The sequence below is a fragment of the Bradyrhizobium cenepequi genome (assembly GCF_020329485.1).
Lineage (GTDB): Bacteria > Pseudomonadota > Alphaproteobacteria > Rhizobiales > Xanthobacteraceae > Bradyrhizobium > Bradyrhizobium cenepequi.
Genome location: NZ_JAGKJI010000003.1, coordinates 174,365 through 199,859 on the forward strand (window position 1 = coordinate 174,365; position 25,495 = coordinate 199,859).

Sequence of the window (25,495 nt, forward strand, 5' to 3'; positions counted from 1 at the left end):
CGAGCAAGGCATGGCAGCTCAGCGTGTTCCCTGTCTGATCCTGCCGACGGCCGCCTCGATCTCGGCCCAGGCCGACTTGTCCGGGGCAAACTGGCGGCGGAGATACGAAACCAGCTCGGCGACCTGGCCATCGGTCATGCTGTCCTTGAACGCAGGCATATAACCGAGATCGGAGGAAACCGGTTCGCTGATGCCGTGCAGGATCACCTGGATCAAATTGTCCGGTACCGTGCTATGCAGATTGCTGTTCAGGGACAGTGATGGCCGGCTGCCGAACAGAGGCGGTCCGCCGACCTCGTGACAGACCGCGCAGGCGCCCTGATAGAGGCGGGCACCGAATGAGGCGGGCATGACGGCATTCGTAGCCGTCGCGGCCTCGAGTTTCGCGGCGACCCCCTCCTGTGCCGGCCTGTCTCTGGCGGTATCGTTGAAGGAGCCGAGATAGACGGCCATGGCACGGATGTCCTGGTCTGATAGTGCGGCCAATTCCTTCACGACCGGCGCCATCGGCCCCGCCGCCACGCCGTGAAAGCGCGACTCGCCGGTGCGCAAATACGCGTAAAGTTCATCCTCGCTCCAGGGGATCGGCGCTTTCGACAGCGACGTCAGCGCCGGTGCTTCCCAGCCCTCGGCAAGGCCGCCGGCGAGATAGGCGTTGGGGAGTTCGGCGCCGAGTGCGTTGCGTGGCGAATGGCAGGCGCTGCAATGGCCGAGACCTTCGACCAGATAGGCGCCGCGATTCCACATCTGCGACTTGGTCGGATCGGGCTGGAACGATTTTGCATCGTGGAACAGTGCATTCCATCCGGCGAGCAGCGGGCGCAGGTTGAACGGAAACTTCAGTTCGTGTTCCGGCGTCGTCGCGCGCACCGGTGTCTGCGCCATCACATAGGCGTAGAGCGCCTGCAGGTCGGCATCGGTAGCCTTGGCAAAATGGGTATAGGGGAAAGCCGGATAGAGATGCCGGCCGTCACGATGGATGCCCTCGCGCATCGCGCGTTCGAACGCGGGATAGGACCACGCACCGATGCCGGTCTCGACATCGGGCGTGATGTTGGTCGCGTAGATGATGCCGAACGGCGTCTCCAGCGGCCGCCCGCCGGCGTTGAGCGCTCCGCCTGCTGTCGTATGGCACACGGCGCAGGCGCCGAGCGACGCCAGCTCCTTGCCGCGGGCAATGGTCGCGGCCGAATAGACCGATGCGTCCGGCCGCGCGATCGGCGCGATCGCCCGCCACGGCAGCACGGCTGCGCCGATGCCGACGACGGCCGCGCATAGTGCGGCGATGCCGGCCGCCACGCCCGTGCGTTTCGCGAACGGCTTGTGCCATTTGTTCAAGGCCGGAGGCGCGGGTGGCGCCAGCGTGGCCGGTGCGGCCGGTTGCTCGCCCTGCAATCCCTTCAGGATGCGCTCCGGCGTGAACGGCAATTCGCGGAAGCGGACACCGGTCGCGTCATAGATCGCGTTCGCGATCGCCGCGGCGCTCGGCACGGACGCGGACTCGCCGACGCCGAGCGGCGGCTGATCCTGCCGCGGCAGCATCAGCACGTCGATCTTGGGCAGCTCGGGGAATTTGATGATGGGGTAGGCGCCCCATTCCCGTGCCGTCACCGCGCCGCGCTCGAAGGAGACTTCCTCCATCAGCGCGCGGCTGGTCGACTGGATGACATTGCCCTCGATCTGGTGGCGCACGCCATCCGGGTTGATCATCAGGCCGGAATCCTGCCCCGCCACCACGCGCGTCACGCTGACGTCGCCGGTTGCCTTGTTGACGGCGACATCGGCGATCCACGCCGACCATGCCGCGCCATAGCCGGGAAACTTGCTGTGGACATAGAGCGCATAGGCAAAGCCGCGCCCGCGCACGATGTCGCCCTCTGCGAGCTTCTCCTCGCGCACCGGCCGCAGCTTCCAGCCGGCACGCTCGGCGACGGCATTGACGAGGTCGATCGCGCGCCTGTCCTTGAGGTAGCGCAGCCGGTACTCGATCGGATCGACGCCGGCCTCCGCCGCGAGTTCGTCGATATAGGATTCGTGGGCAAAGGTGTTCGGCAGTGCCGATACGCCGCGAAACCAGGAGGCGCGCACGATCGGCGGCATGTCGTTGGCGACCACGCGCATATGGTCATAGTCATACGGCGGGATGGCCGTGCGATCGCCCATCTCAAACACGGCCGGTGTCGGCGCGATCCGGCCGGTGAGCAGCAAGGCCAGCGTCGGCGCGCCGTTCGAGGGATAGCGCGTGGCAAAATCGTAGGCCGCGACGCTGCCGTCGGCGTTCAAGCCGCCATTGACGTCCATCAGTTGCGCGGCGCCCTTTGGCTCCCAGGCGTGTTCCTGCTCGCGCGTCAACTGCACGCGTACGGGACGGCCAACGGCACGCGAGAGCAGCAAGGCATCAGCCGTGACGTCGTCGGCGCAGTTGCGGCCATAGCAGCCGGCCGCCTCCATCCTGATCACCTCGATCTCGGTCTCCGGCCGTTCGATCAGCAGCGCGAGGTCGCCGCGCAGGAGGTGCGGGTTCTGCGTGCCGGACCAGACGCGGATCGCATCGTCCCGATAGTCCGCCACCGCGCAGGACGGGCCGATCGAGCCGTGCATTTGGTACGGCCACAGGTAAGTCCGCTGCATCGGCTTCGCGGCGGCCTTGATCGCGCTATCGACATCGCCTTTGTCGAGCAGCGTGCGCGGCGTCGATGGATTGGCGCGCAGCGCCTGTTCGACGTTCTCGAGATCGGCCAGCGTCGGTCCCGGCTTCCAACTGACCTTCAGTTGCGCCGCCGCCTTGATCGCGTTCTCCTCGCGCTCGGCGACGACGCCGACGAAGTCGCCGATCCGAACGACCGCAACCAGGCCAGGGATATCCCGCACCGAATCGTCATCGACTGTGGCCAGGCTGGTGCCGACGAACGGCCCGGCATCGACGCCGGCATAGGGCGGGCGCACCACGCGGCCGTGCAGCATGCCCGGTACACGCACGTCGTGAACATAGACCAGTTCGCCGGTCGCCTTGGCCGGTAGATCGACGCGCGGCACTGATTGTCCAACCAGGGAGTAGGCATCGACGGTCTTCACCGGCACATCATCGGCGAGTTCGATCTGGATGGTCTCGTCCGCGATCAATTCGCCATAGGTGATGCTGCGGTTGTTCCGGCCGCGGATCAGTCCGTCCTCGATGGTGAGCTCTCCGGGTGACAGCTCCAGCCGCTTCGCCGCGCGCGCGACCAAAAAATGCCGCGCCTGCGCCGCCGCCTTGCGGAGCGGCACCGCCGATATCTGGATGGTCTCGCTGGCGATCGTCGGACCCTGATTGGGCGTTTGCGAGGTGTCGCCGAGCACGACGATGACACGCGCAAACGACACGTCGAGTTCCTCGGCGACGACCTGCCCGAGCGCGGTGCGGATGCCGGTGCCAAGATCGACATGGCCGTTATAGGCGGTGACAAAGCCATCCGCCGTGATCTTGATGAAGGTCTCGAACGCGCCGTTCGCATCCGATTGCCGAACAATGGATAGCGACCCTTGTGGCCGCGCAAGATTCTCCTGCGAGGCCATCAATCGCGCGCCTCGATTGCGTCGCCAGCCGCGCGCATGGCGGCGCGGATGATCTCGATATGCGCGCCGCAGCGGCAGAGATTGTAGCGCAACGCCTCCAGCACCTCATTCTCGGTCGGGCGCGGATTGCGCGTCAGCAGTGCCTTGGTCGTGATGATCATGCCGTTGAGGCAGTAGCCGCATTGCGCAGCCTGCTCGGCGATGAAGGCTTGCTGCACGGGATCGGGGCGCTCGCGCGTGCCAAGCCCTTCGAGCGTCACAATGTCACGCCCGACGCAGCCTTCAATCGGGATCACACAGGAGCGCGCCGCGACGCCGTCGATCAGCACCGCGCAGGCGCCGCATTCGCCGAGCCCGCAACCATATTTCGGTCCGTTCAGTTCGAGATCGTTGCGTAGCACGTAAAGCAGTGTGGTGTCCGGAGCGGCGTCGAGATCGAAAATCCTGCCGTTGACGGTCAGGCGCATCAGCTCGTGGTCCCCAAAGGCTTCGACTAAGTTTCGATGATTGCGTTGCAAAATCGCCGATCGATGTCGTCGGAGGATAACGTTTGTGTACAAACGTGCAAGCCGCCGGCTTATTGCTGCACTGCGCTGCCCGCTTTCTGGACAAAGCGGGGAGGCAAATGAGGTTTTATTCGGCAGCCGTGGTTTTTCGCCGTTGCGCCTGCTTGACAGGCCTATGACCTGCGCGCAGGATCGTTCGTATACGAATGATATCCCGGCGGTTGAGCCCGGGACCAGATGACGCCGCCTCCCAACACCAGGCTTGTTCGCGATGGCTGACGTTGCCGCTTCTGACAAGATCCGCTGCGATGCCTGCCCGGTGATGTGCTACATCAAGCCGGGAGTTGCGGGCGCCTGCGACCGCTACGCCAATCACGACGGCAGACTGGTACGCGTCGATCCGCATATCGTGCTGTCGCGCGCGCTCGAACATGGCGGGCGTGTGGTGCCGTTCCAGGCGAGCGGCGACTGGGACGGCAAGATCGTCCATCAAGGCGACATCTTCGTCACCGCGATTGGCGCCGGCACCACCTATCCCGACTACAAGCCGGCGCCCTTCATCGTCTCGTCGGAGGTCGAGGGCGTCGACATGGTCACGGTCGTGACGGAAGGCATCTTCTCCTATTGCGGCGTCAAGGTGAAGATCGACACCGACCGCTATCTCGGTCCCGAGACCGCGGCCGTGCGCGCGCAAGGCGAGGTGGTCGGGCATGTAACCACCAGCGAATACGGCTCGCAAATGCTGTCGCTCGGCGGCGTCCATCATCTGACCGGCGGCTCCAAGAAGGAGGGCCGCGTCACCTGCGACACGCTGATGGATCTTTCCAACTGCAAGCCGGTGGAACTTGTCATCGACGGCGGGGCTACCGTCGTTGTACAGGCGGGCCAGGCGCCGATCGTCAATGGCGTCCGGGAAGAGCGCATGCGCGTCGGCTGCGGCTCGGCGACCATCGGCATGTTCGCCAAGCAATGGCACGGCAAGGTCGACGAGGTCGTCGTCGTCGACGACCACATCACCGGCGTACTCTCGGAGCACCAGGCCGGCAAGCTGCTGGATATCGCCGACACCGGCATCAAGATGAAAGGCCGCCGCTCGACGCCCGGCCGCTATTTCCAGGTCGCTGAGCCGGGCACCGGCTGGGGCGGCACCAGGATCTCCGATCCGCTTTCCGTGCTCGGGCCGTTCGATCCGAAGGAAGCGCGGCCGGGGATGACCATGCTGATGGTCTCGACCACCGGCGAGCACGCGGCGTATTACGTGCTCGACGAGGCGCTGCGCCCGAGCGAGCAGGAGATGCCGCCCGAGCTGAAATTCTCGGTCGAACGCATCCAGGAGAATTGCGAGCCGGCGCTGTGCACCGTGCTGTTCATGGCCGGCGCCGGCGGCTCGCTGCGCGCCGGTGTCACCGACAACCCGGTGCGGCTGACGCGCTCGGTGAAGGACGCGCTGACCCGCGTCACCAGCGGCGGCGCGCCTGTGTACGTCTGGCCGGGCGGCGGCATCACCTTCATGGTCGATGTCACGCAGATGCCGATAGGGGCATTTGGTTACGTGCCGACACCGGCGCTGGTGGCGCCGATCGAGTTCACGCTAAAACTTTCCGATTATGCGGCGCTCGGCGGCCACATGGATTATGTGCGGCCGCTGTCGTCCTTGCAGGACAGCGCCGAGATCCGGCCGATGCTCTTCACCTCGGGGAGGCGAACATGACGAGACGTCCGCAGATCACGCTTCTTCCTGATGACAAGCGGCTGCATTTGCAGGACGGACCGATCGATCTGATCGTAGAGGCGACGGGAAGCGAGCGTGACATACGGGCGGCCTACGACGCCGCGGTGTGCCGCTTCACCGGCCTCTTGGATGGGCTCTGCATGGAACTCGGCGAATTGCGCAAGGCGGCTCATCCGATGCATTGCGCCCTTGAAGGTGTGATCGCGCGGCGCATGCATGCGGCGGTGGCCCCGTTTGCCGCCGATCGTTTCATCACGCCGATGGCTGCGGTGGCGGGCAGCGTGGCGGACGAGATCCTCGGCGCGATGCTGGAGGCTGCATCGCTCGATCGCGCCTATGTCAATAATGGTGGCGACATCGCTTTGCATCTCGCAGGCGACGAGCAGTTCACCGTCGGCCTGATGGACCGTCCCGACAGAAGCGGCCTGATGCAGACCATGGTGATCCACGCCGACGATCCCGTCCGTGGCATCGCTACCAGCGGCCGTCACGGCCGCAGCTTCTCCTTCGGCATCGCCGATGCCGTCACCGTGCTGGCGCGGACCGCCTCGGAAGCCGATGCCGCAGCGACCGTCATCGCCAATGCGGTCGATCTGCCCGGACATCCCGCGATTGTCCACCGCCCAGCCAATGAATTGCAGCCTGACAGCGACCTCGGCCCGCGCCTGGTGACGCGGGAGGTCGGCAGATTGTCGGAGCGCGAGATCACTGATGCCCTTGAAGCGGGTGCGGTTTGCGCGCGAGAATGCCTTGCGGCAGGATTGATCGAGGGCGCGGCGCTGCGCCTCTTCAGCGAGACGGTTGTCGTGAGGGTGCGTCCGCCGAAGATGGCCCAATCGCAACTCGTTCATGAATGCGCGATAGAGAATGCGCGGGCCTGAGCAAGAACAGGCCGGAAACGAACAGGGCGGAAAACGATGAGTGCCATCATTCGCAAGATCGTCACCGTGGTCGAGGAGACCCACATCGAGATGGGCAAGGCCATCGCCCCGCCGACCCGGCGCGCGGCGGCGATAGCGGTGATCGAAAATCCCTTTGCCGGCCGTTATGTCGAGGACCTCTCGCCCCTGATCGCGATTGGCGAGGAACTCGGCGAATTGCTGTCGAAACGGGCGGTGGCGGCGCTCGGCATCGAGGGCGCCAAGACGCATTCCTATGGAAAGGCCGCCGCCGTCGGCGAAAACGGCGAACTCGAGCATGCGGCCGCGATCTTGCATCCCAAGATGGGCGCGCCCGTCCGCAAGGTCCTGGGTAAAGGAGCCGCATTGATTCCATCCTCGAAAAAGCGTTCTGGTCCAGGCACGACGCTGGATATCCCGCTCGGGCACAAGGATGCGGCGTTTGTCCGCAGCCATTTCGATGGCATGGAAGTGCAGATCAACGACGCGCCGCGGGCCAACGAGATCATGGTCGCGGTCGCGGTCACCGACTCTGGCCGGCCGCTGCCGCGCGTCGGCGGACTGACGGTTTCTGAGATCAAAGGCGAAGACGGTTTGAGATAAGTTTGTTGGACATCGGAGGGTAAGGGATGCGGAATTATTTGATTGGGGCAGGGCTCGCGGTCCTGGTCGCGGGCATGGCTGATGCCGCCATGGCCCAGAGCGAGATCAAGATCGGCGAGATCAACAGCTATTCGCTGTTGCCCGCCTTTACCGAGCCCTATCGCAAGGGCTGGCAGCTCGCGGTGGAAGAGATCAACGCAGCCGGCGGCATCAATGGCAAGAAGCTGGTCGTCATCTCCAAGGATGACAACGGCAAGCCGGCCGATGCGCAGACCGCGGCGAACGAACTGGTCTCCAGCGAGAACGTCGCAATGCTCGCCGGGACCTTCCTCTCCAACATCGGGCTCGCCGTCAGCGACTTCGCCAACCAGAAGAAGGTATTCTTCCTTGCCGCGGAGCCGTTGACCGACGCCATCACCTGGTCGAAGGGCAACCGCTACACCTTCCGCCTGCGTCCTTCGAATTATATGCAGGCCGCGATGCTGGTGGAGGCCGCGGCGAAACTACCGGCCAAGCGCTGGGCCACGATCGCGCCGAACTATGAATACGGCCAGTCTGCGGTCGCCGTGTTCAAGAAGCTGATGTCGGAGAAGCGTCCTGATATCCAGTGGGTCGACGAGCAGTGGCCGCCGCAGGGCAAGATCGACGCCGGCCCGGTGGTCCAGGCGGTCGCCGCCGCCAATCCCGAAGCGATCCTCAACGTCACCTTCGGTGCAGATCTCGTCAAGCTCGTGCGCGAAGGCAACACCCGCGGCCTGTTCAAGGACCGCGCGGTGGTCTCCTTCCTGACCGGCGAGCCGGAATATCTCGATCCGCTGAAGGATGAGACACCGGAAGGGTGGATCGTCACGGGCTATCCCTGGTACGCCATCAAGACGCCGGAGCATGAGGCGTTCCTGAAAGCGTACCAGGCGAAGTTCAAAGACTATCCGCGGCTCGGCTCGATCGTCGGCTACCAGACCATCAAGTCGGCGGCGGCGATCCTGATCAAGGCGCACTCCACCGATCCGGAGAAGCTGATCGCGGCGACCGAGGGCTTGTCGGTCTCGTCGCCATTCGGCGAGATCACCTTCCGCAAGATCGACCACCAGTCGACGCTTGGCGCCTTCGTCGGCAAGACCGCACTGAAGGACGGCAAGGGCGTGATGGTGGAGTCCTCCTACAAGAAGGGCTCCGACTATCTGCCTGGCGATGCCGAGATCGAAAAGCTCCGGCCGAAGGATTGATGCACGGGTAAGACTGGGGCCTCATGGTTCGAGACGGCGCTTCGCGCCTCCTCACCATGAGGGTCTGGCAATCGGGACCTCAGATCGTCATGGGGACCTCAGACCTCATCCTGAGGAGGCCGCGCAGCGGCCGTCTCGAAGGATGAGCCACGCACTCAAAACGAAGTCACGTAGCTAACCACTCCAACGCGGACCGCTAATGGCCTTTTACATCGCTCAGTTCCTGACCGGACTTGCCAGCGCTGCCTCGCTGTTCCTGGTCGCCTCGGGGCTGTCGATCATCTTTGGCGTGACGCGGATCGTGAATTTCGCGCATGGCGCCTTCTATATGCTCGGCGCCTATATCGCCTTTACGCTGACCGAGCGCTTCTCCGGCGCGCTCGGCTTCTGGGGTGGCATTTTCGTAGCCGCGCTTGTCGTCGCCGTCGTCGGCGTGCTCGTCGAAATGGTGCTGCTGCGGCGGATCTATCACTCGCCTGAGCTTTTCCAGTTGCTCGCGACCTTCGGCCTGACGCTGATGGTCCAGGATATCGTCGTGCTGATCTGGGGTCCGAGCGACCTGCTCGGCCGCCGCGCGCCGGGCTTCAAGGGCGCGGTCGATTTCTTCGGCCAGAACATCCCGAGCTATGACCTGTTCCTGATCGTGCTCGGCCCTGTCGTGCTCGGCATTCTCTGGCTCTTATTCCAGCGCACCCGCTGGGGCATCCTGGTGCGCGCGGCGACGCAGGACCGCGACATGGTCGCGGCACTCGGCGTCAACCAGAAATGGTTGTTCACCAGCGTGTTTGCGGTCGGCGTCTTCCTCGCGGCGCTCGGCGGCGCGCTGCAGATCCCGCGCGATGCCGTGCATCATGCGATGGATTTGCGCATCATCGTCGAGGTCTTCGTCGTCGTCGTCATCGGCGGCCTCGGCAGCATCATCGGCGCCTTCGTCGCCGCCGTGCTGGTCTCCGAGCTCAACGCCTTCGGCATCCTGATCTTCCCGAAGATCTCCATCATCCTGGTCTTCCTGGTGATGGCGGTGGTGTTGATCGTGCGGCCGTGGGGCCTGTTCGGCAAGCCGGAGGCGCCGGCGCGACGCACGCCGGGCCTCACCGTGAATCCATGGCGGCCACTGACGTCGAACGAACGGCTAGCTGCAATTGCGATGCTGATCGTCGCAGCCGCATTGCCGTTCTTCAGCGGCAATTACGCGCTCACGGTCGGCTCGGAGATTGCAATCTTCGTGATCTTTGCCGTCAGCCTGCATTTCCTGATGTCGGTCGGCGGGCTCGCCTCCTTCGGCCACGCCGCCTATTTCGGCCTTGGCGCCTATGGCGTCGCCTTCCTCGCCAAGCTGGCCGGCCTGCCGATGATCGCCTGCCTGCTGCTTGGCCCGCTGCTCGGGCTCTTCGGTGCCGCCGTGTTCGGCTTCTTCGCCGTGCAGCTCTCCGGCGTCTATTTCGCGATGCTGACGCTCGCCTTCGCCCAGATCGTGTGGTCGATCGCGTTCCAATGGGTCGCCGTCACCGGTGGCGACAACGGCATCCTCGGCGTGTGGCCGGAGAAATGGGCGGCAAGCCCGTCGCACTTCTACTGGCTGTCGCTCGGCATCGCTGCGCTCGCGGTTCTGATCCTCCGCATCATCGTGTTCTCGCCGTTCGGCTTTGCGTTACGCGCGACGCGGGATTCGCCGTTGCGGAGCGAAGCGATTGGTATCAACTGTAAGCGCATCCAATGGACCGCGTTCGTGATCGCGGGCACCGTCGCCGGCCTCGCTGGCGCGTTGTTCGCATATCTCAAGGGCAGCGTCTTCCCTGACAACATGGGCATCTCGCTCTCGGTCGATGCGCTGGTCATGGTGCTGCTCGGCGGCGTCGAGACGGTCTCCGGCGCGGTGGTCGGCGCCATCGTCTACAAGGCGCTGAACATCTGGCTGGTCAGCCAGACCGATTGGTCGAAACTGGTGCTTGGCGCCTTCATCGTGCTGATCGTAGTCGCCTTCCCGAAAGGCATCGTCGGCACGCTGGAATCGATCATCAGCCGCCGCCGCAAATCGTCCTCGTCGAATTCGCCGCTTCTCACCTCGCGCATCGAGACCGCCGAATGAGCATGGGCCCTACATTGCTGTCGGTCGAAGGCCTGACCAAATCCTATGGCGGCGTGCATGCCGTGCGCGGCGTCTCCTTCGAATTGCGCGCCGGCGAGATCCTGGCGCTGATCGGCCCGAACGGTGCCGGCAAGAGCACCTGCTTCGACATGCTGAACGGCCAGAACATGCCGGATTCCGGCCGCATCACGATCCTGGGCGAGGAAACCGTCGGCCAGAAGCCGCGCGCAATCTGGCGGCTCGGCGTCGGGCGCACGTTCCAGATCACCGCGACCTTTCCGACCATGACTGTGCGCGAGAACGTGCAGGTCGCGCTGGTGTCGTATCGGCATCAGCTCTTCAATCTCTGGAGCTCGACGCCAAATTTCGCGCGCGAGGAGGCCGGCCGGCTGCTCGATCTCGTCGGCATGGGCGCCTATGCCGAGCGTCCCTGCGGCGAACTCGCCTATGGCGACCTCAAGCGGCTGGAGCTTGCGGTGGCGCTCGCCAACCAGCCGAAGCTGCTCTTGATGGACGAGCCGACCGCCGGCATGGCGCCACGCGAACGCATCGATTTGATGCGGCTCACCGCCACCATCGCACGTGAGCAGTCGATCGGCGTGCTCTTCACCGAGCACGACATGGACGTCGTGTTCGAGCATGCCGACCGCATTCTGGTGCTGAACCGCGGCAGCCTGATCGCCGAGGGATCGCCCGAGGAAGTTCGCGGCAATGCGCAGGTCCGCGCGATCTATCTCGGCGAAGGCCTGGTCTATGACGCGCGCCACCGCGATGGAGCGCATGCATGAAGCTCCAGGTTAAGGATCTCAACAGTTTCTATGGCCCGGCGCATATCCTGTTCGATATCGCGCTCGATGTCGGCGAGGGTGAGGTGGTCGCACTGCTCGGTCGCAACGGCGCCGGCAAGTCGACGACCTTCCGCTCCATCGTCGGCCTGGTCGAGAATCGCTCGGGGCGCATCGTCTTCGAGGGCAGGGACGTTTCGCGCGAACCGACGCATGCGATTGTGCGCGGCGGGCTCGGCTATGTGCCGGAGGAGCGACGCATCTTCACCGACCTGACGGTCGAGGAGAATCTCGAGGTCGGCCGCCAGCAGAGGCGCGACAACGCACCATATTGGACGCGCGAAAAACTGTTCACGCTGTTTCCAAATCTCGGCGAGATGCGGGGACGTGCGGGCGGCCGCATGAGCGGTGGCGAGCAGCAGATGCTGACGATTGCGCGCACACTGATGGGCAATCCGTCACTGGTGCTGCTCGATGAGCCCTCAGAAGGCCTTTCGCCGAAGATTGTCGAGCAGATGGTCGATGCGATCCTTGCCATGAAGAAGGAGGGTGTCAGCATTGTCGTCTCAGAGCAGAACCTGCATTTCGCGCGCCTGATCTCGGATCGCGCCTATATCATCGAGCGCGGCCGCATCTGCTTCGGCGGCACGATGGACGAGCTCGATGCCCGGCCTGATATCCGCGACGCGCATTTGTCGCTGTGATCAGCATGATCCGGAAAAGTGGGTAGCGGTTTTCCCTCGCGACAAACGCAAAGCGTTTGCCCGGGGATCTTGCTCAACAATGGGCGTGGCGGCAGGGGAGATTGAATCATGGCCAGGAATGGTGTCGCGAAACGTAACCCGAAGCCGCAGAAGACCAGCTACATTCTGGACGAGCAGATCGGCTTCCTGCTGCGCCAGGTTTGGCAGCGCCACGCCACCATCTTCGCGCGCGAGATCGGCGTCGACCTGACCTCGCCGCAATGGGCGGCGCTGTCGAAGCTCGCCGAGACCGGCGCGTGCTCGCAGAACCAGCTCGGCCGGCTGACGGCGATGGATGTCGCCACCATCAAGGGCGTCATCGACCGCCTCACCGCGCGGGGCCTGACCGAGACCAGTCCTGATCCCGAGGACGGCCGTCGTTTGCTGGTGAGCCTGACCCGCGCCGGTCAGCAGACGGTCGAAAAAGCCGCGCCGAATGCGCTGGCGATCACCAAGGAAACGCTGGCGCCGCTCGATGGTAAGGAGCGGGAGACATTGATCGAGCTGCTCGGCAAGCTGCGGTGAACCGTCGCCGGGCACGCTTGATTGTCGGCGGAACAAAACCCGGTGACTGACATTGCCAAGGTTCAAGAGGCGGGCAGGGAACCAACAGGAGTTCCCCCAATGAGGATTAATTGGCTTTACACAACGGCAATCGCCTTGACGATCGGTGCCGGCGTCGCCGTCGCGCAGGCGCCGGATCAATCGCAGAAGCGCGAGGAAGGACCACGCGCACAGGCTCCGGCGGGTCAGTCAAAAGACATGGATCGTTCGCGTGCCCAGTCCAGGGAGACGGAGCGCCCCGGTGTGGCCGATCGCACGAAGGAGCGCACTCAGTCTGAACAGAAGGGCGGCGGTGGCGGCGCCAAGGACATGCAGCGTGGCGAGGGTCCGTCGCCGGCTGAACGAAGCAGGCAGGCTCAAGAGCCGCAGGGGCGTGAGAGCAGGGAGCCCACCCGGCAAAGCCAGGATCAGGACCGTCGCGATCGCCCGGCCGCGAGCACGAGGCAGCAAAGCAGGGATGAGCAGCGCAACCGTGATTCTGGTCAGGCCACCGAACAGCAGCGGGGCCGCATGGACCGGACCGGACGGGACCGTGCGCAGGACACCAGGCAGCCTGCCGATACCAAGCAGCAGTCCCAGCAGGAGATGGACCGCACCAAGCAGCAGAGCCAGCAGCCGATGGATCGCGACCGCAGGGATCAGCGCGATCAGGCGGCCCAGCCCTCCGGCACGTCCACGCAGCAGCAGACATCACGGCCGAGCGACACCACCCAGGACCAGGGCACAAAGATGGGCCGGGCGCCTGGACAGGCGGGCCAGCGCACCACGAGCGTCAATGACGATCAGCGCAAGCAGATCGTGGATCAGCTCCGGCGCGAGCGAACGGCAACCCGGACCTCGAATGTGAACGTCAATATCGGCCAGCGGTTGCCGCCGAGCATCCAGCCTCACCGGCTGCCGGCAGACATCGTGCGGATCGCTCCGCAATATCGCGACTATGACTACACGCTTGTTGACGACCGGGTCGTTATCGTCGATCCGCGACGGCACGAAGTCGTCGACATCCTTGACGAAGGGCCGGGCTATGGCGGGCCTGCAGTCTATGGCCGCGAACGCGTCGTCATCAGCGACGACATGCGTCCGAGGTTCAGGGAGTTGGCGCGCGGGTCTTCGGCCACAGTCGGCACAACGGCGCCCTCGGGCGGAATGTCGGCGTCGAACTGCCTGTCGCTGCAGCCGGTGCCGGAGGAAATGGTGCGCAACAATCCCGATCTCGGCAACTATCGCTATCTCGCCGTCGGCGACCAGATCGTGCTGGTCGATCCGCAGCAGCAGAAGGTGGTGCAGGTGATCGATTGATGGACTTCCTCCCTCTCCCCGTTCTTACGGGGAGAGGGTTGGGGTGAGGGGCTCTATCCGCGAATGCGGTCAGAGATGAGTTCGCGGAGGCTCCCCCTCACTCGAATTCGAGCTGCGCTCGAATTCGACCTCTCCCCGCACGCGGGGCGAGGTGAAGCGCGCGATGGCGTTGCATTTACCGCCCCACGATCTCCGGCACCTTGCCCGCCGGCGGCGTATTCCGGCTGCGCTGGGTGCGGACGATACCGTCGATGATGGTCATGCCGACGCCCGGCAGATCGCCGAGTTGCACGCTCTCCAGGATGTTCTTGCCCGGCGAATGCTGCGCCTTATCCATCAGCACGAAATCGGCCGCGCGGCCGACTTCCACCAGCCCGCAGTCCAGTTCCCGCATCCGTGCGGTGTTGCCGGTCGCAAGGCAGAACGCGATCTCCGCCGGCAGTTCGCCGAGCGAGGACAGCAGCGAGACCATGCGCAAAATGCCAAGCGGCTGCACGCCGGAACCGGCGGGCGCATCGGTGCCGAGGATGACGCGGTGAAGATCGCCCATCTCGCGCGCGATACGCAGCGTGTATAGCGCCGAGCGCTCATTGCCGTTGTGAACCAGTTCGAGGCCGCGCTTGCAGCCCTCGCAGATGCAGCGGATCTGGTCGTCGGGCAGGGCGGTGTGACCGCCATTGATATGGCCGACCACGTCGGTGTCGGCCTCCAGCACGACGTCCTTGTCGATCAGACCGGAGCCGGGGATCGAAGGGCCGCCGGTGTGGATCGTGCTCTGGATGCCGTATTTGCGCGCCCATCCCACCATCTTCCGCGCGGTGGGGCCGTCCTTCACGCCGCCAAGGCCGACCTCGCCGAGCAGCTTGACGCCGGCGGCGGCCATTTCCTTGAAATCCTCTTCCACCATCTCGCATTCGATCACCGGCGCGCCGGCATGCACCTTCACGCCGCCCGGCCGCAGCGTCCAGAATGCGCGCTGCGCGAAGATCGCCATCGCTTTCAAGCCTACGACATCGCGTGGGCGGCCCGGCATGTGCACCTCGCCCGCGGAGATCATCGTGGTGACGCCACCATGCAGATAGCTGTCGATCCAGTTGATCTGGTTCTGCCGCGGTGTCCAGTCGCCCGCCACAGGATGGACGTGGCTGTCGATCAGTCCCGGTGCCACCGTCGTGCCGTTGGCATCGACGATGGTGGTGGCGCCTTCGGTGTCGACGTCCTTGGCGCGGCCAACGCCCGTGATCTTGCCGTTCTCGGCCACGATGGTGTCGGCATCGAGGATCGGCCGCTCCAGCGCGCCCGACAGCAGCAGCCCGATATTGCGGATCACCAGCTTGCTCGGTCCGGTCGCCTGGGGTGCATCGTGGGCCATGCTCTGTCCTTTTCGCTCAATGCTTCCGCCGTGGATTGTGCCCGCGGCCTGACGCTTCGATCAAGCCGGATTGTTTATTAGTATACGAATGATCCTTGTTGAAAAGGGCTTCGCGCAACAACCTCCGACCTCATCTCGAGGAGCCGCGCAAGCGGCGTCTCGAGGGATGGGCCACGGGCGCCTCACTCTTCGTCATTCCGGGGCGCGCGCAGCGCGAGCCCGGAATCCATCGCGCCGCTTGCGCACGCGGTGAAATGGATTCCGGGCTCGTCCTTCGGACGCCCCGGAATGACGAGTCGCGCTCGCGGAAATTTCTCCAATCCAATCAACGTGATTTGCCCTGTCCAGCCCTCGCGGAAAAAACATTCCGCTTCCGTCGTCGGGCAAATCAGTGATTTAACTCCGCGCGTCTCACCCGAATGAGGGGCGGCTCGCGATCGTCACGAACGTTGCGGTGGGATGCGGTGGACGCGGGTGTTGCGACTGACGAGCGCGGCATCAGCGGACGGCGAAGTCGTGTGGTTCTGGCGCCCCGACGCTGGCGCTAAGTTCTGTGGATCAAGTGTCCGCAGAGTGACGGTGGCAAGAAAGCCCGGTCACCGGGAAGAGCACGAAGTAAGCCGTAAAACCACTGCGCAGGGAAAGCCGGAGTTGCTCCGGTTGACCTGTGGTCCTACCCCCGTGCTTTTTGTTGCACGGGGCCCACGGGTGCAACCGGCACCCGGCTTTCCCTGCGCCCTCTGACATAGAGGAGGGTGGAAAGTGAAGCAAAGCTCGGGCGGAGTACGCCGCGAGAATGCAGACTCACATCCTCTCCGCTATTTGACAGTTGAATCAGAACCTCTGTCGCCTCATCAAGCGCAAGCGTGCGTGCTGCGTCGGCGCGTCGTTCGCGTTCCTGATGATGTGATCGTCGATCAGGTCGCAGATACAGGACACGAATCCAGTTCACCGGATCTTGAGCGCTGCAATCAGCGTCATCACCGAATATTGGTTGATCCTTGCCGTTTATTGACGCCGAACACATCGATCCGACGTCCAATCGGCGTTGTCGGAACCTAAATCGTTTTTTAATTGAGGATGGGCCGTTCGCCACCCACCTTGAAGGGTGTCGGCAAGGTGGCGTCTTGGTTGCCGACCGCCTGTTCGGCGAACCACCCCTTAAATATTCGGAAACGCAAGAGGCTGGGCCGTGGATCGCTCCGCGCAACGGCCAACTTTGTCTGGAGGCATGGATGATTGTGTTGTCACGTTCTTTCGTTCGCAAACGCGTGATCTCACTTGCGACGACGGCTTCGGTTGCGGCGACATCGTTCGTGCTGGCTCAGAATCCCACAAGGGCGTATCACCTTCGCGGAGCTATGCCGGTTCAATATGTAGCCGATCGCCCCGACTATGCCGACGAGCAGCCCTTCCTTTCGGAAAACGACGCCGCCATGAGCAAGATGATGGCGGACATGACGATCAAGCCGACCGGCGACGTCGACCGCGATTTCGTCGCGATGATGGTCCCGCACCATCAAGGTGCGATCGACATGGCGAAGGCCGTCCTTCGCTATGGCCATAATGAGCAGCTTCGCCGTCTCGCCCAGGAAATTGTCGTCACCCAGCAGCAGGAGATCGCGGCGATGCGGCTTGCGGTTGGAGAGGAGTTGCCGCCGTCGGTTGCGGCGCCGACACAGCCAGCGCCTGCGCCGCAGCCGGATGCGATGCCTGCCATGCATTCACCTGACGCGATGCCGCGCCATACAATGCATATGCGATAGGGGATGGAAAACCACGAGGATATCGGCTCTCGCGTCTCGCCCGTGCATGGGGCGTGGCGAAGACAGAGCTCGGCGACGTTATCTGGTGATCGCAGAAGGTATGCCGGACGACCCCGGTCACGTGGTGCATGTGCAATTGAAATAGACGCGCTGCCGGGTTGTGTGAGGACCAGCAGGGCGGTGCGCGGTTAAGGACTGACGATGGGTATCGTTCGCTTCGCTCTGCGGTTTCCACATACATTCTATGTAGTCGCCGCGTTGATCCTGTTTCTAGGTGCCGTCGCCAGCTACAAGACGCCGACGGACATCTTTCCGGAAATCAACATCCCCGTGGTGACGGTGATCTGGAGCTACACCGGGCTGAGCACGCCCGAGATGGAGCAGCGCGTCACCACCTATAGCCAGTATTCGATCAGCTCCAACGTCAACGGCATCAGGAACATCGAAGCCCAGACGATGGCAGGGCTATCGGTGCAGAAGATTTATTTCCAGCCTGACGTCAATCTCGACCTCGCCATCTCCCAGATCGTCTCCGCTACCAATTCGATCCGTGCGCTGATGCCGCCGGGGATCCAGCCGCCGGTGGTGGTTCAGTTCAACGCCTCGAGCGTTCCAGTGCTGCAGATCAGCTTGAGCTCAGACACGCTCAATGAGCAGCAGCTCTACGATTACGGCATCTATCGGATCCGCCAGCAACTGGCGCCGATCCCGGGCATCACGCTACCGACGCCGGCAGGCGGCAAGTACCGCCAGATCATGGTCGACATCGATCCGGAAAAGCTGCTCGCCAAGGGATTGACGCCGCTCGACGTGGTGAACGCCGTGAACACCCAGAACCTCACGCTGCCGGCAGGCACGGCGAAGTTCGACAAAACGCAATATGCCGTCCGCACCAATGCGACGCCGCCGAGCATCGACGACCTCAACAACATTCCAATCAAGGTGGTGAATGGCGCGACCGTGTTCGTCAAGGATGTCGGGCAGGTGCATGACGGCTGGCTGGTTCAGCAGAACGTCGTGCGACAGAACGGCCGGCGCTCGGTCCTGCTCAGTATCATCAAGAACGGCAATGCCTCCACACTCTCCGTGGTCAATGCCGTGCACAAGGCATTGCAGACGGCGCGCGCCGCAGCGCCTCCAGGCATGCAGATCAACGAACTGTTCGATCAGTCGGTATTCGTGAAGGACTCGGTCGCGGGCGTGCTACGGGAAGGCGCGATCGCTGCGGCGCTGACGGCGCTGATGATCCTCTTGTTCCTCGGATCGTGGCGCTCGACGGCGGTGGTCATGATCTCGATCCCGCTCTCGATCCTGGCGTCGCTGATCGTGCTCTATTTCCTTGGCGAGACGTTGAACACGATGACGCTCGGCGGGCTGGCGCTCGCGGTCGGAATTCTCGTCGACGACTCCACAGTCACGATCGAGAACACCCATCGCCTGCTTACCGAGGAAGGGATGCCACTGCCGCAGGCGACACTGCACGGCGCCGCCGGCATTGCCGTACCGACCTTGGTCTCGACGCTCGCGATCAGCTGCGTTTTCACCTCCGTCGTGTTCCTGGATGGGCCGGCAAAATACCTGTTCACACCGCTCGGGCTTGCTGTCGTATTTGCGATGCTGGCTTCCTACGGTCTTTCCCGAACGCTGACGCCGATCGTGATCGGCCTCTTGCTCAAGGGCGAACATCACGGCACGCCTGGAGCAGCCGCGGCCGGCTTGTTCGCCCGCTTCCATGCGGCGTTCGAACGTGGTTTTGAAGCCGTGCGTCATACCTATTCGCGCTGGCTGACCGGACTCTTGAACCATCGCTTCATCATCCCCATCGGCATGGGGCTTGTGCTGCTGCTGGGTACGGTGATGTTTCCCATGGTCGGCCGCGACTTCTTCCCGGCGATCGACGGTGGGCAGATCCAGCTTCACGTTCGTGCGCCGGCCGGGACCAGGATCGAGGCGACGGAGCGCATCTTTCAGCAGGTCGAGAACAAGATCCGCGAGATCATCCCGGCCGATCAGCGCCAGCTGATCGTCGACAATATCGGACTGCCAGCGCGGCCGTATAACCTTGCCTTTAGCGACGGCTCTACCATCGGTGTCAATGACGGCGTGATCCTTGTTGCTCTCAAGGAAGGCCACGCTCCGACCGCCGACTATGTGCGCAAGCTGCGCGAGGAACTGCCGAAGGCCTTCCCAGAGGATACTTTCTACTTCCAGGCCGCGGACATCGTGACGCAGATCCTAAATTTCGGACTGCCGGCGCAGATCGACGTCCGCACCGTCGGCTATGACAAGGACAATAATCTGCGCGTCGCGCAGGAGCTGCGGCAGCGCATCGCCGATATCCCCGGCGTGGTGGATGCGCATCTGCAGCAGGAGGTGAACGCGCCCGCGTTCTATGCCGACATCGACCGCACCCGCGCGGCCCAGCTCGGTCTGAACGCCAATACGATCGCGACCAATCTCAATGTCAGCCTGAGCTCGTCCGAGCAGGTGCAGCCGAATTTCTGGACCGATCCCAAATCCGGCATTCCGTATTACATCGCGGTGCAGACGCCAGAGAGCAAGGTCGCGTCCATCAACGATCTCGGCAACACGCCAGTTTCGACGACGCTGGCATCGCTGACCGACACACCCGTGCCCGGCCTGCTCAGCAACGTTGCCACGTTCAAGCGCGGCAGTGTCCCAACCAACGCCAACCAGGCCAACATTCAGCCGGTCTACGAGATCTATGCCAGCACGCAAGGGCGTGACCTCGGCAGCGTCGCGAGCCAGATCAGTCATATTGTCGGTGACCTGCAGAAGCAGCTCAAGCCGGGCAACTCGATCCAGGTGATCGGCCAGATCGACAGCATGAACAGCTCGTTCCTCAATCTCGGCATCGGCCTGTTGTTTGCCGCGGTCTTTGTCTACATGCTGATGGTGGTTAATTATCAGAATTTCGGCGATCCGTTCGTCGTGATCCTGGCCTTGCCCGCGACGCTTTGCGGCATCCTGACCATGCTGTTCGTGACCGGAACGACCCTGAACGTGCCGTCGCTGATGGGTGCGATCATGGCGGTGGGCGTCGCATCGGCCAACTCGATCCTGCTCGTGACTTTCGCCCGCGAGCAGCAGCTTGCCGGCAAGACCGCCTTTGAGGCCGCAATCGAGGCAGGGCATACCAGAATCCGGCCGGTGCTGATGACTGCGGCCGCGATGATCGTGGGCATGATTCCGATGGCGATCGGTGCCGCCGGCGAAGAGCAGAATGCCGCGCTTGCGCGCGCGGTGATCGGTGGCTTGCTGTTTGCGACGCCGACGACGCTGCTGGTGGTACCCTATCTGTTTGCCATGCTGCGCAAGGGCAACGACGGCAGGAAACATCACGGTGTGTTCGACGAGGTGCTGGAATGAATTTCAATCGGCCTTTCAGGATCGAGCCGACGCCCGAGGATCGCAAGAACGATCCGGCGCCGGTGCGGCATGGCCGTTCATGGATTGGCCGGATTGCGGGCGTGGCGCTGGGGCTGATTGGAACGGGCGCGCTGGCGTCCGGGGCCTGGAGTCACTATGCTCAATATCGCCAGACGATGGCCACCGCCGAAGAGCGCCGCGATCTCGTTCCGGATGTTCGTGTGACGACCGTCGAGCCCAGCGACGGGATCGACGTTGTGAACCTGCCGGCAACCACCTCGGCCTTTGCCTCCGCCAATATCTTCGCACGCGCCAGCGGCTATATAGCCAAGCGCGAGGTGGACATCGGTGATCACGTCAAGGAAGGGCAATTGCTGGCGGAGATTGTGGCGCCAGAGCTCGACCATCAGATCGCGCAGGCCGAGGCGACGCTCGGACAGCTCAAGTCCGCACTGCAGCAGGCGCAGGCCAACAGGGAGCTGGCCAAGGTGACCTGGGACCGCGACAAGCCGCTGGTCGAGAAGGGCTGGCTCACCGCGCAGCAGGGAACGATCGATTCCCAGACGCTCAAGGCGCAAGAGGCTGCGGTCTCGGTGGCGCAGGCCAATGTAGTCGCCGAGGACGCGCAGCTCCAGGTGCTGCATCAGCAGAAGATCTATCAGCACGTCGTTGCGCCCTTTGACGGCGTGATCACCCAGCGCAATATCGATGTCGGCAGCCTGGTGCAGGCGGATGCGACCAGCGGCACGTTCATGTTCACGATCATGCAGAGCAATGTCATCCGCACCCAGGTGTTCGTTCCGCAGGATGCGGCGTTCGGAGTGCGGCCGGGGATCGACGCCATCGTGCACGTTCCGGAACTGCCCGATCGCAGCTTTCCTGGCAAGGTGACGCGGATCGCGAACGCAATGCAGCCGGGCTCGCGAACGCTGTTGACCGAGATCGATATCCCGAATCCGGACGGTACGCTTACGCCGGGCATCTACTGCACGATTGAGCTGCGCATTCCACGCAAGACGCCGAGCTTCAAAGTGTCTGCGGACGCGATCATTTTCAATCAAGGCGGCCTGCAGGTCGCCGTGGTCGAGAACGGGGTGGTGCACCTGCGCAAGATCAACGTCGTTCGGGACCTGGGCCGGCAAGTGGAGATCAACAGCGGCGTCAAGACGGGCGACAAGGTGATCCTCAATCCGTCGGTCGATCTCGCTGACGGCAGCCGCGTGACCCTCAGGACCCAGGCCGTTTCCTGACGTCTCTCCGCCGATTTGGCTGATCGGCAGTAGAAGCCTCTCCATAAAGTGCAATTTAATGGCGTGGTTCCGCCGCCGAGCCTATGCTGGTTGAAGGCGGCCCCACCGCCCGAGGCGGAGACCAGTTCAGCCGTTGAGCGGGCGCATCCCCGACCTGAAGTGCAGGCTGACGGCGCCGCGCTCCGAGCGGCCCCGGTGGCAATTGGGCCTCCGGCATGATGGTTGTCGAGAACGGACTGATGACAAAGGTGCTCTTGATCGAGGATGACGGCGAGACTGCCGAGGAGATCACGGCCGAACTCGCCGAACGCGGCTTCGAGGTTGAATGGTCGGCCAATGGTCGAGAGGGTCTCGACAAGGCACGCAGCCTGAGGCCTGACGCCATGATCGTCGACCGCCTGCTACCCGGAATGGATGGGCTCAGCGTGATCGAGACCTTGCGGAAGGAGCAGGTTCGCACACCGGTGCTGGTGCTAAGCGCACTCGGTGCGGTGGATGACCGTGTGCGGGGCTTGCGCATGGGCGGCGATGACTATCTCACCAAGCCTTTCGCCGTCGTGGAACTGATCGCCCGGATAGAAGCGCTGCTCCGGCGGCCAGTGGAATCGCGCGAGACGCTGCTGCGCGTGGGGCAGCTCGAACTCGACTTGATCGAGCGTAGCGCCAAGCGGGCCGATCGAGTGATCGATCTCCTGCCGCGCGAATTTCGCCTGCTCGAATATATGATGCGGCGCAGCGACCAGCTGCTGACGCGCGCCATGCTGCTTGAAGAGGTCTGGAACTACAAGTTCGTCCCGGCGACAAATCTGGTCGACGTGCATATGGGCCGCTTGCGCCACAAGGTGGACGGACCGGGAGAAACTCCGATGATCCAGAATGTCCGCGGTGCCGGTTTCATCCTCCGTGCTGCCTCCTGAGATATTGCGCGCTCCGATCGATGGCCGTTGACGTCATGCAGAGACATCCGAACCCGATGGGCCAGTGGCAATTCATCCGCTCGAACAGCTTTCGCTGGGCACTTGCGGTGGCGGGCGTCCTTGCCGTCTTCATGATCGCGCTGTTCGGTTTCATCTACGTGAAGATCGACAACTATCTGATCGATCGGACCGACCGCATGCTCGCCCGTCAGATCTCCTTCATGACGATGCTGCCGATGGAGCGCCAGCTCGATGCTATTGAAGATCATTTGCGGCAGGACTCGCGGGGCGTTCAGTTTGCAGGGGTGTTTGGCTCGGACGGGCGGAGATTGGCCGGCAACATGGAGCGTCTTCCGATCGGTCTCAAGATTGACGCGCCGGCGCAGAGCGTCACGGCGGCGAGGGTAGACCAGCCCAATCACGATCACTCAGTCCGCGCCATCAGCAAGCGGATGCCAAATGGCAACCTCCTGGTGATTGCGCGCAATGTCGATGAGACCAACGAGATTTCGCATGTCGTCGGCGAAGCGCTTGCGTTCGGACTATTTCCGGCATTCATTATCTGTCTTCTGGCCGGCGCCTGGCTGAGCGTGCGCGCGCAGCGGCAGGTCGAGGAGGTCAACCAGCGCGTCCAGCGCATTATCGCCGGTGATCTGCGTGAACGGCTGCCATATAGCGATGGCAGCGAGCCGTTCTCGAAGCTCGCGGTCGTCGTCAACGGCATGCTCGACGAGATGGAAACGATGATCAACGCTCTGGCCGGCGTCGGCAACGATATCGCCCACGATCTCAGGACGCCGCTGACGCGCGCCAGGCTCGCGCTTGAGCGCGGGCGCACCCATGCAACGTCGCTTGAGCAGCTTCAGACGGTCGCAGACAAGGCGATCGCCGGTATCGATCAGTCGCTGACGATCATCACGGCGCTGTTGCGGCTTGCCGAGATCGAGAACAGCCGGCGGTCGGCCGGCTTCGGCATCGTGCCACTGCATGAGATGTTGCGCGAAGTCTGCGACATCTATGAGCCGATCGCGGAGAACAAGAATATCGCGCTGAGTGTCCACGCCGAGCACCCGCTCAACGTGCGCGGCGATCGGGACCTGTTGATCGAAGCCGTCACCAATCTCGTCGACAACGCCATCAAGTTCACTCCGGAGGGGGGCAAGGTCGACATCGAACTGTTGCGCAACGGGAACGAAACGATGATCCGCGTACACGATACCGGCAGCGGGATCACGGAAGAGGAACGCGACGCGGTGCTGCGGCGCTTCTATCGGTCCGACAAGATGCGTAACACGCCGGGCGTCGGCCTCGGCCTCAATCTGGTGGCTGCGATCGTCAAGCTGCACGGCTTCCGGCTGACCATTCATCCCGGCGCGGGATGCCGCGTCGAGATCGCTTGCCCGGATCCGATGGCCTAAACTGGGCGTGCACAGTTCGGGAGGAATCGAGGGCAGTCATGACCGAAGGACGCTATCGGCTGATCGGATCCACTGCGTCGCCTTATGCGCTCAAGCTGCGCGCATTGCTGCGCTATCGCCGGATCCCGCATGACTGGGTGATCATGACTAAGGCGCTGCGTCAGGCAACGGCGCATCTGCGGCCGATGCTGATCCCGGTGCTGCAATATCCCGACGGGAGCTATCGTGGCGAAACGACGACGCTCGCCTACGATCTCGAGACGCGGCATGCCGGTCGATCGGTGATCCCCGAGGACAAGTCGGTCGCGTTCATTTGCGATGTCCTGGAAGACCTCGCCGACGAATGGGCGGTGAAGCCGTTGTTCCTCTACCGTTGGTGGGATGTGGAAGACCAGACCTATGTCTCGCGCTGGGCCGGCGAGGAATGGTCGACCTCGGAGGCGGAGACCGGCAGCGCGGAGGAGATCGAGGAGTTCCGGCAGCGACAGATTTCGCGCATGGCGATCCTCGGGGCGACCGCAGAGAACAAGCCGCTGCTCGAAGAAAGCTACCGGCGCATTCTCGCAGCGTTCGAGCCGCATGTCGGGATGACCAGATATCTGTTCGGCAGCAGGCCCTCGCTGGCGGATTTCGCTTGGTTCGGCCAACTCCGCGAAATGGCGACCGATCCGACGCCGATGCGAATCATGCGGGCCGTGGCGCCATTCACCGACCACTGGGTGCGGCGGCTCGATGATGCTTCCGGCGTCGATGGCGCCTGGTATCCGCGCGAGCAGGCGCTGAATGGATGGGCCGAGGCGCTGTTGAAGATTGCCGGCGAGCTCTATCTGCCGTTCCTGGTCGCCAATGCAGAGGCCCTTGCGAAGGGGTTGGAGCGGCTCGAGATCAGCGTCTGGGGTCTGCCTTATGCGCTCGCGCCATTCAAATATCAGGTCAAGTGCCTGCAGCAGCTACGCGAGAAATTTGCAGCGCTGAATGCGGCAGACCGCGACGCTCTGCAGCCGCTGCTCGAGCGCACCGGATGCTGGGTGCATCTCGCCGCCCACTAGACTAATCGGCTGTCCTTGCAACAAGCGAACCTGCCTATCGCGTGCAGGATGGCAAGGTCTTGATGGCTTCCTCCGCCTCGGCCCGGCTCTTGTAAACCGTGTCGCTCGCGACCGTGATGTTCGGCGTATCCGTCTTTGGCGTCTTGTCGGCGACGGAGCAACTCTTGGTCAGCGAATTCAGCACGACATAGAACGTCGGACCCGTTCTCGTGCTCTGGGCGAGAGCAGGGGCATGGGCGACGGCCGCGAGCGCCGCGACCACGCCGAGACAAAGCGGATAGCGTTTCATCATGACCTCCCTCGGTTCGAGAGAAGTTAGCGCGCGAAGGGGA

General features: G+C 63.5%; 19 protein-coding genes. 15 read left to right on the forward strand and 4 right to left on the reverse strand.

The features are described 5' to 3' along the window. Positions 1–18: 18 nt before the first annotated feature. Complete coding sequence (locus J6497_RS06255) at positions 19–3,555, reverse strand: molybdopterin cofactor-binding domain-containing protein (RefSeq protein WP_249793402.1); 3,537 nt, start codon at positions 3,553–3,555, stop codon at positions 19–21. Continuing rightward, entirely contained in the window at positions 3,555–4,022 is a 468-nt protein-coding gene (locus J6497_RS06260) for a (2Fe-2S)-binding protein (RefSeq protein WP_225703373.1), read from the reverse strand. Before J6497_RS06260 ends, J6497_RS06255 begins: the two co-directional genes overlap by 1 nt. Positions 4,023–4,332: 310 nt before the next feature. On the opposite strand from J6497_RS06260, the gene J6497_RS06265 reads away from it, so the two are divergent. The 9 genes from J6497_RS06265 to J6497_RS06305 all read left to right on the forward strand — a co-directional run bounded on the left by J6497_RS06265 (position 4,333) and on the right by J6497_RS06305 (position 14,001). Then, positions 4,333–5,772, forward strand: a complete 1,440-nt coding sequence (locus J6497_RS06265) for a 6-hydroxynicotinate reductase (protein WP_225703374.1) — start codon at positions 4,333–4,335, stop codon at positions 5,770–5,772. Continuing rightward, positions 5,769–6,674: a UPF0280 family protein gene (locus tag J6497_RS06270; RefSeq protein ID WP_225703375.1), complete on the forward strand. Its 906-nt coding sequence runs from the start codon at positions 5,769–5,771 to the stop codon at positions 6,672–6,674. The genes J6497_RS06265 and J6497_RS06270 overlap by 4 nt, the downstream gene beginning before the upstream one ends. Positions 6,675–6,710: 36 nt before the next feature. After that, entirely contained in the window at positions 6,711–7,295 is a 585-nt protein-coding gene (locus tag J6497_RS06275) for an amino acid synthesis family protein (protein ID WP_225703376.1), read from the forward strand. A 26-nt stretch (positions 7,296–7,321) separates the two neighbouring features. Further along, positions 7,322–8,521 (forward strand): ABC transporter substrate-binding protein, encoded by a 1,200-nt coding sequence (locus J6497_RS06280; protein WP_225703377.1) that lies wholly within the window; start codon positions 7,322–7,324, stop codon positions 8,519–8,521. A 199-nt stretch (positions 8,522–8,720) separates the two neighbouring features. Further along, positions 8,721–10,610, forward strand: coding sequence for an ABC transporter permease (locus tag J6497_RS06285; protein ID WP_225703378.1), 1,890 nt, complete (start codon positions 8,721–8,723; stop codon positions 10,608–10,610). Next, positions 10,607–11,398: an ABC transporter ATP-binding protein gene (locus tag J6497_RS06290; protein ID WP_225703379.1), complete on the forward strand. Its 792-nt coding sequence runs from the start codon at positions 10,607–10,609 to the stop codon at positions 11,396–11,398. Before J6497_RS06285 ends, J6497_RS06290 begins: the two co-directional genes overlap by 4 nt. Next, complete coding sequence (locus tag J6497_RS06295) at positions 11,395–12,099, forward strand: ABC transporter ATP-binding protein (protein ID WP_225703380.1); 705 nt, start codon at positions 11,395–11,397, stop codon at positions 12,097–12,099. The genes J6497_RS06290 and J6497_RS06295 overlap by 4 nt, the downstream gene beginning before the upstream one ends. A 108-nt stretch (positions 12,100–12,207) precedes the next feature. Continuing rightward, on the forward strand, positions 12,208–12,663 hold the full coding sequence (locus J6497_RS06300; RefSeq protein ID WP_225703381.1) for a MarR family winged helix-turn-helix transcriptional regulator: 456 nt from the start codon (positions 12,208–12,210) through the stop codon (positions 12,661–12,663). A 99-nt stretch (positions 12,664–12,762) separates the two neighbouring features. Beyond that, positions 12,763–14,001: a DUF1236 domain-containing protein gene (locus J6497_RS06305; RefSeq protein ID WP_225703382.1), complete on the forward strand. Its 1,239-nt coding sequence runs from the start codon at positions 12,763–12,765 to the stop codon at positions 13,999–14,001. Positions 14,002–14,176: 175 nt separating this feature from the next. Here the strand turns inward: J6497_RS06305 and J6497_RS06310 are convergent, their stop codons facing one another. Then, on the reverse strand, positions 14,177–15,373 hold the full coding sequence (locus tag J6497_RS06310) for an amidohydrolase family protein (protein WP_225703383.1): 1,197 nt from the start codon (positions 15,371–15,373) through the stop codon (positions 14,177–14,179). A gap of 1,361 nt (positions 15,374–16,734) precedes the next feature. On the opposite strand from J6497_RS06310, the gene J6497_RS06315 reads away from it, so the two are divergent. The 6 genes from J6497_RS06315 (at position 16,735) to J6497_RS06340 (ending at position 25,163) form a co-directional block, all read left to right on the forward strand. Next, a complete protein-coding gene (locus J6497_RS06315; RefSeq protein WP_225703518.1) occupies positions 16,735–17,139 on the forward strand; it encodes a DUF305 domain-containing protein in 405 nt (134 codons plus the stop codon). Between the two features lie 201 nt (positions 17,140–17,340). Beyond that, entirely contained in the window at positions 17,341–20,529 is a 3,189-nt protein-coding gene (locus tag J6497_RS06320; protein ID WP_225703384.1) for an efflux RND transporter permease subunit, read from the forward strand. Then, on the forward strand, positions 20,526–21,779 hold the full coding sequence (locus J6497_RS06325; protein ID WP_225703385.1) for an efflux RND transporter periplasmic adaptor subunit: 1,254 nt from the start codon (positions 20,526–20,528) through the stop codon (positions 21,777–21,779). Before J6497_RS06320 ends, J6497_RS06325 begins: the two co-directional genes overlap by 4 nt. A gap of 239 nt (positions 21,780–22,018) precedes the next feature. Continuing rightward, positions 22,019–22,696: a response regulator transcription factor gene (locus tag J6497_RS06330; protein WP_225703386.1), complete on the forward strand. Its 678-nt coding sequence runs from the start codon at positions 22,019–22,021 to the stop codon at positions 22,694–22,696. Positions 22,697–22,716: 20 nt separating this feature from the next. After that, positions 22,717–24,114, forward strand: coding sequence for a sensor histidine kinase (locus tag J6497_RS06335; protein ID WP_312010230.1), 1,398 nt, complete (start codon positions 22,717–22,719; stop codon positions 24,112–24,114). 38 nt (positions 24,115–24,152) lie between these two features. After that, positions 24,153–25,163 carry a glutathione S-transferase N-terminal domain-containing protein gene (locus J6497_RS06340; protein WP_225703387.1) on the forward strand — a complete coding sequence of 337 codons (1,011 nt, stop codon included), beginning with the start codon at positions 24,153–24,155 and terminating at the stop codon, positions 25,161–25,163. A gap of 34 nt (positions 25,164–25,197) precedes the next feature. On the opposite strand, the gene J6497_RS06345 is transcribed toward J6497_RS06340, so the two are convergent. Further along, positions 25,198–25,452, reverse strand: a complete 255-nt coding sequence (locus tag J6497_RS06345) for a hypothetical protein (protein ID WP_225703388.1) — start codon at positions 25,450–25,452, stop codon at positions 25,198–25,200. Between the last annotated feature and the right edge of the window lie 43 nt (positions 25,453–25,495).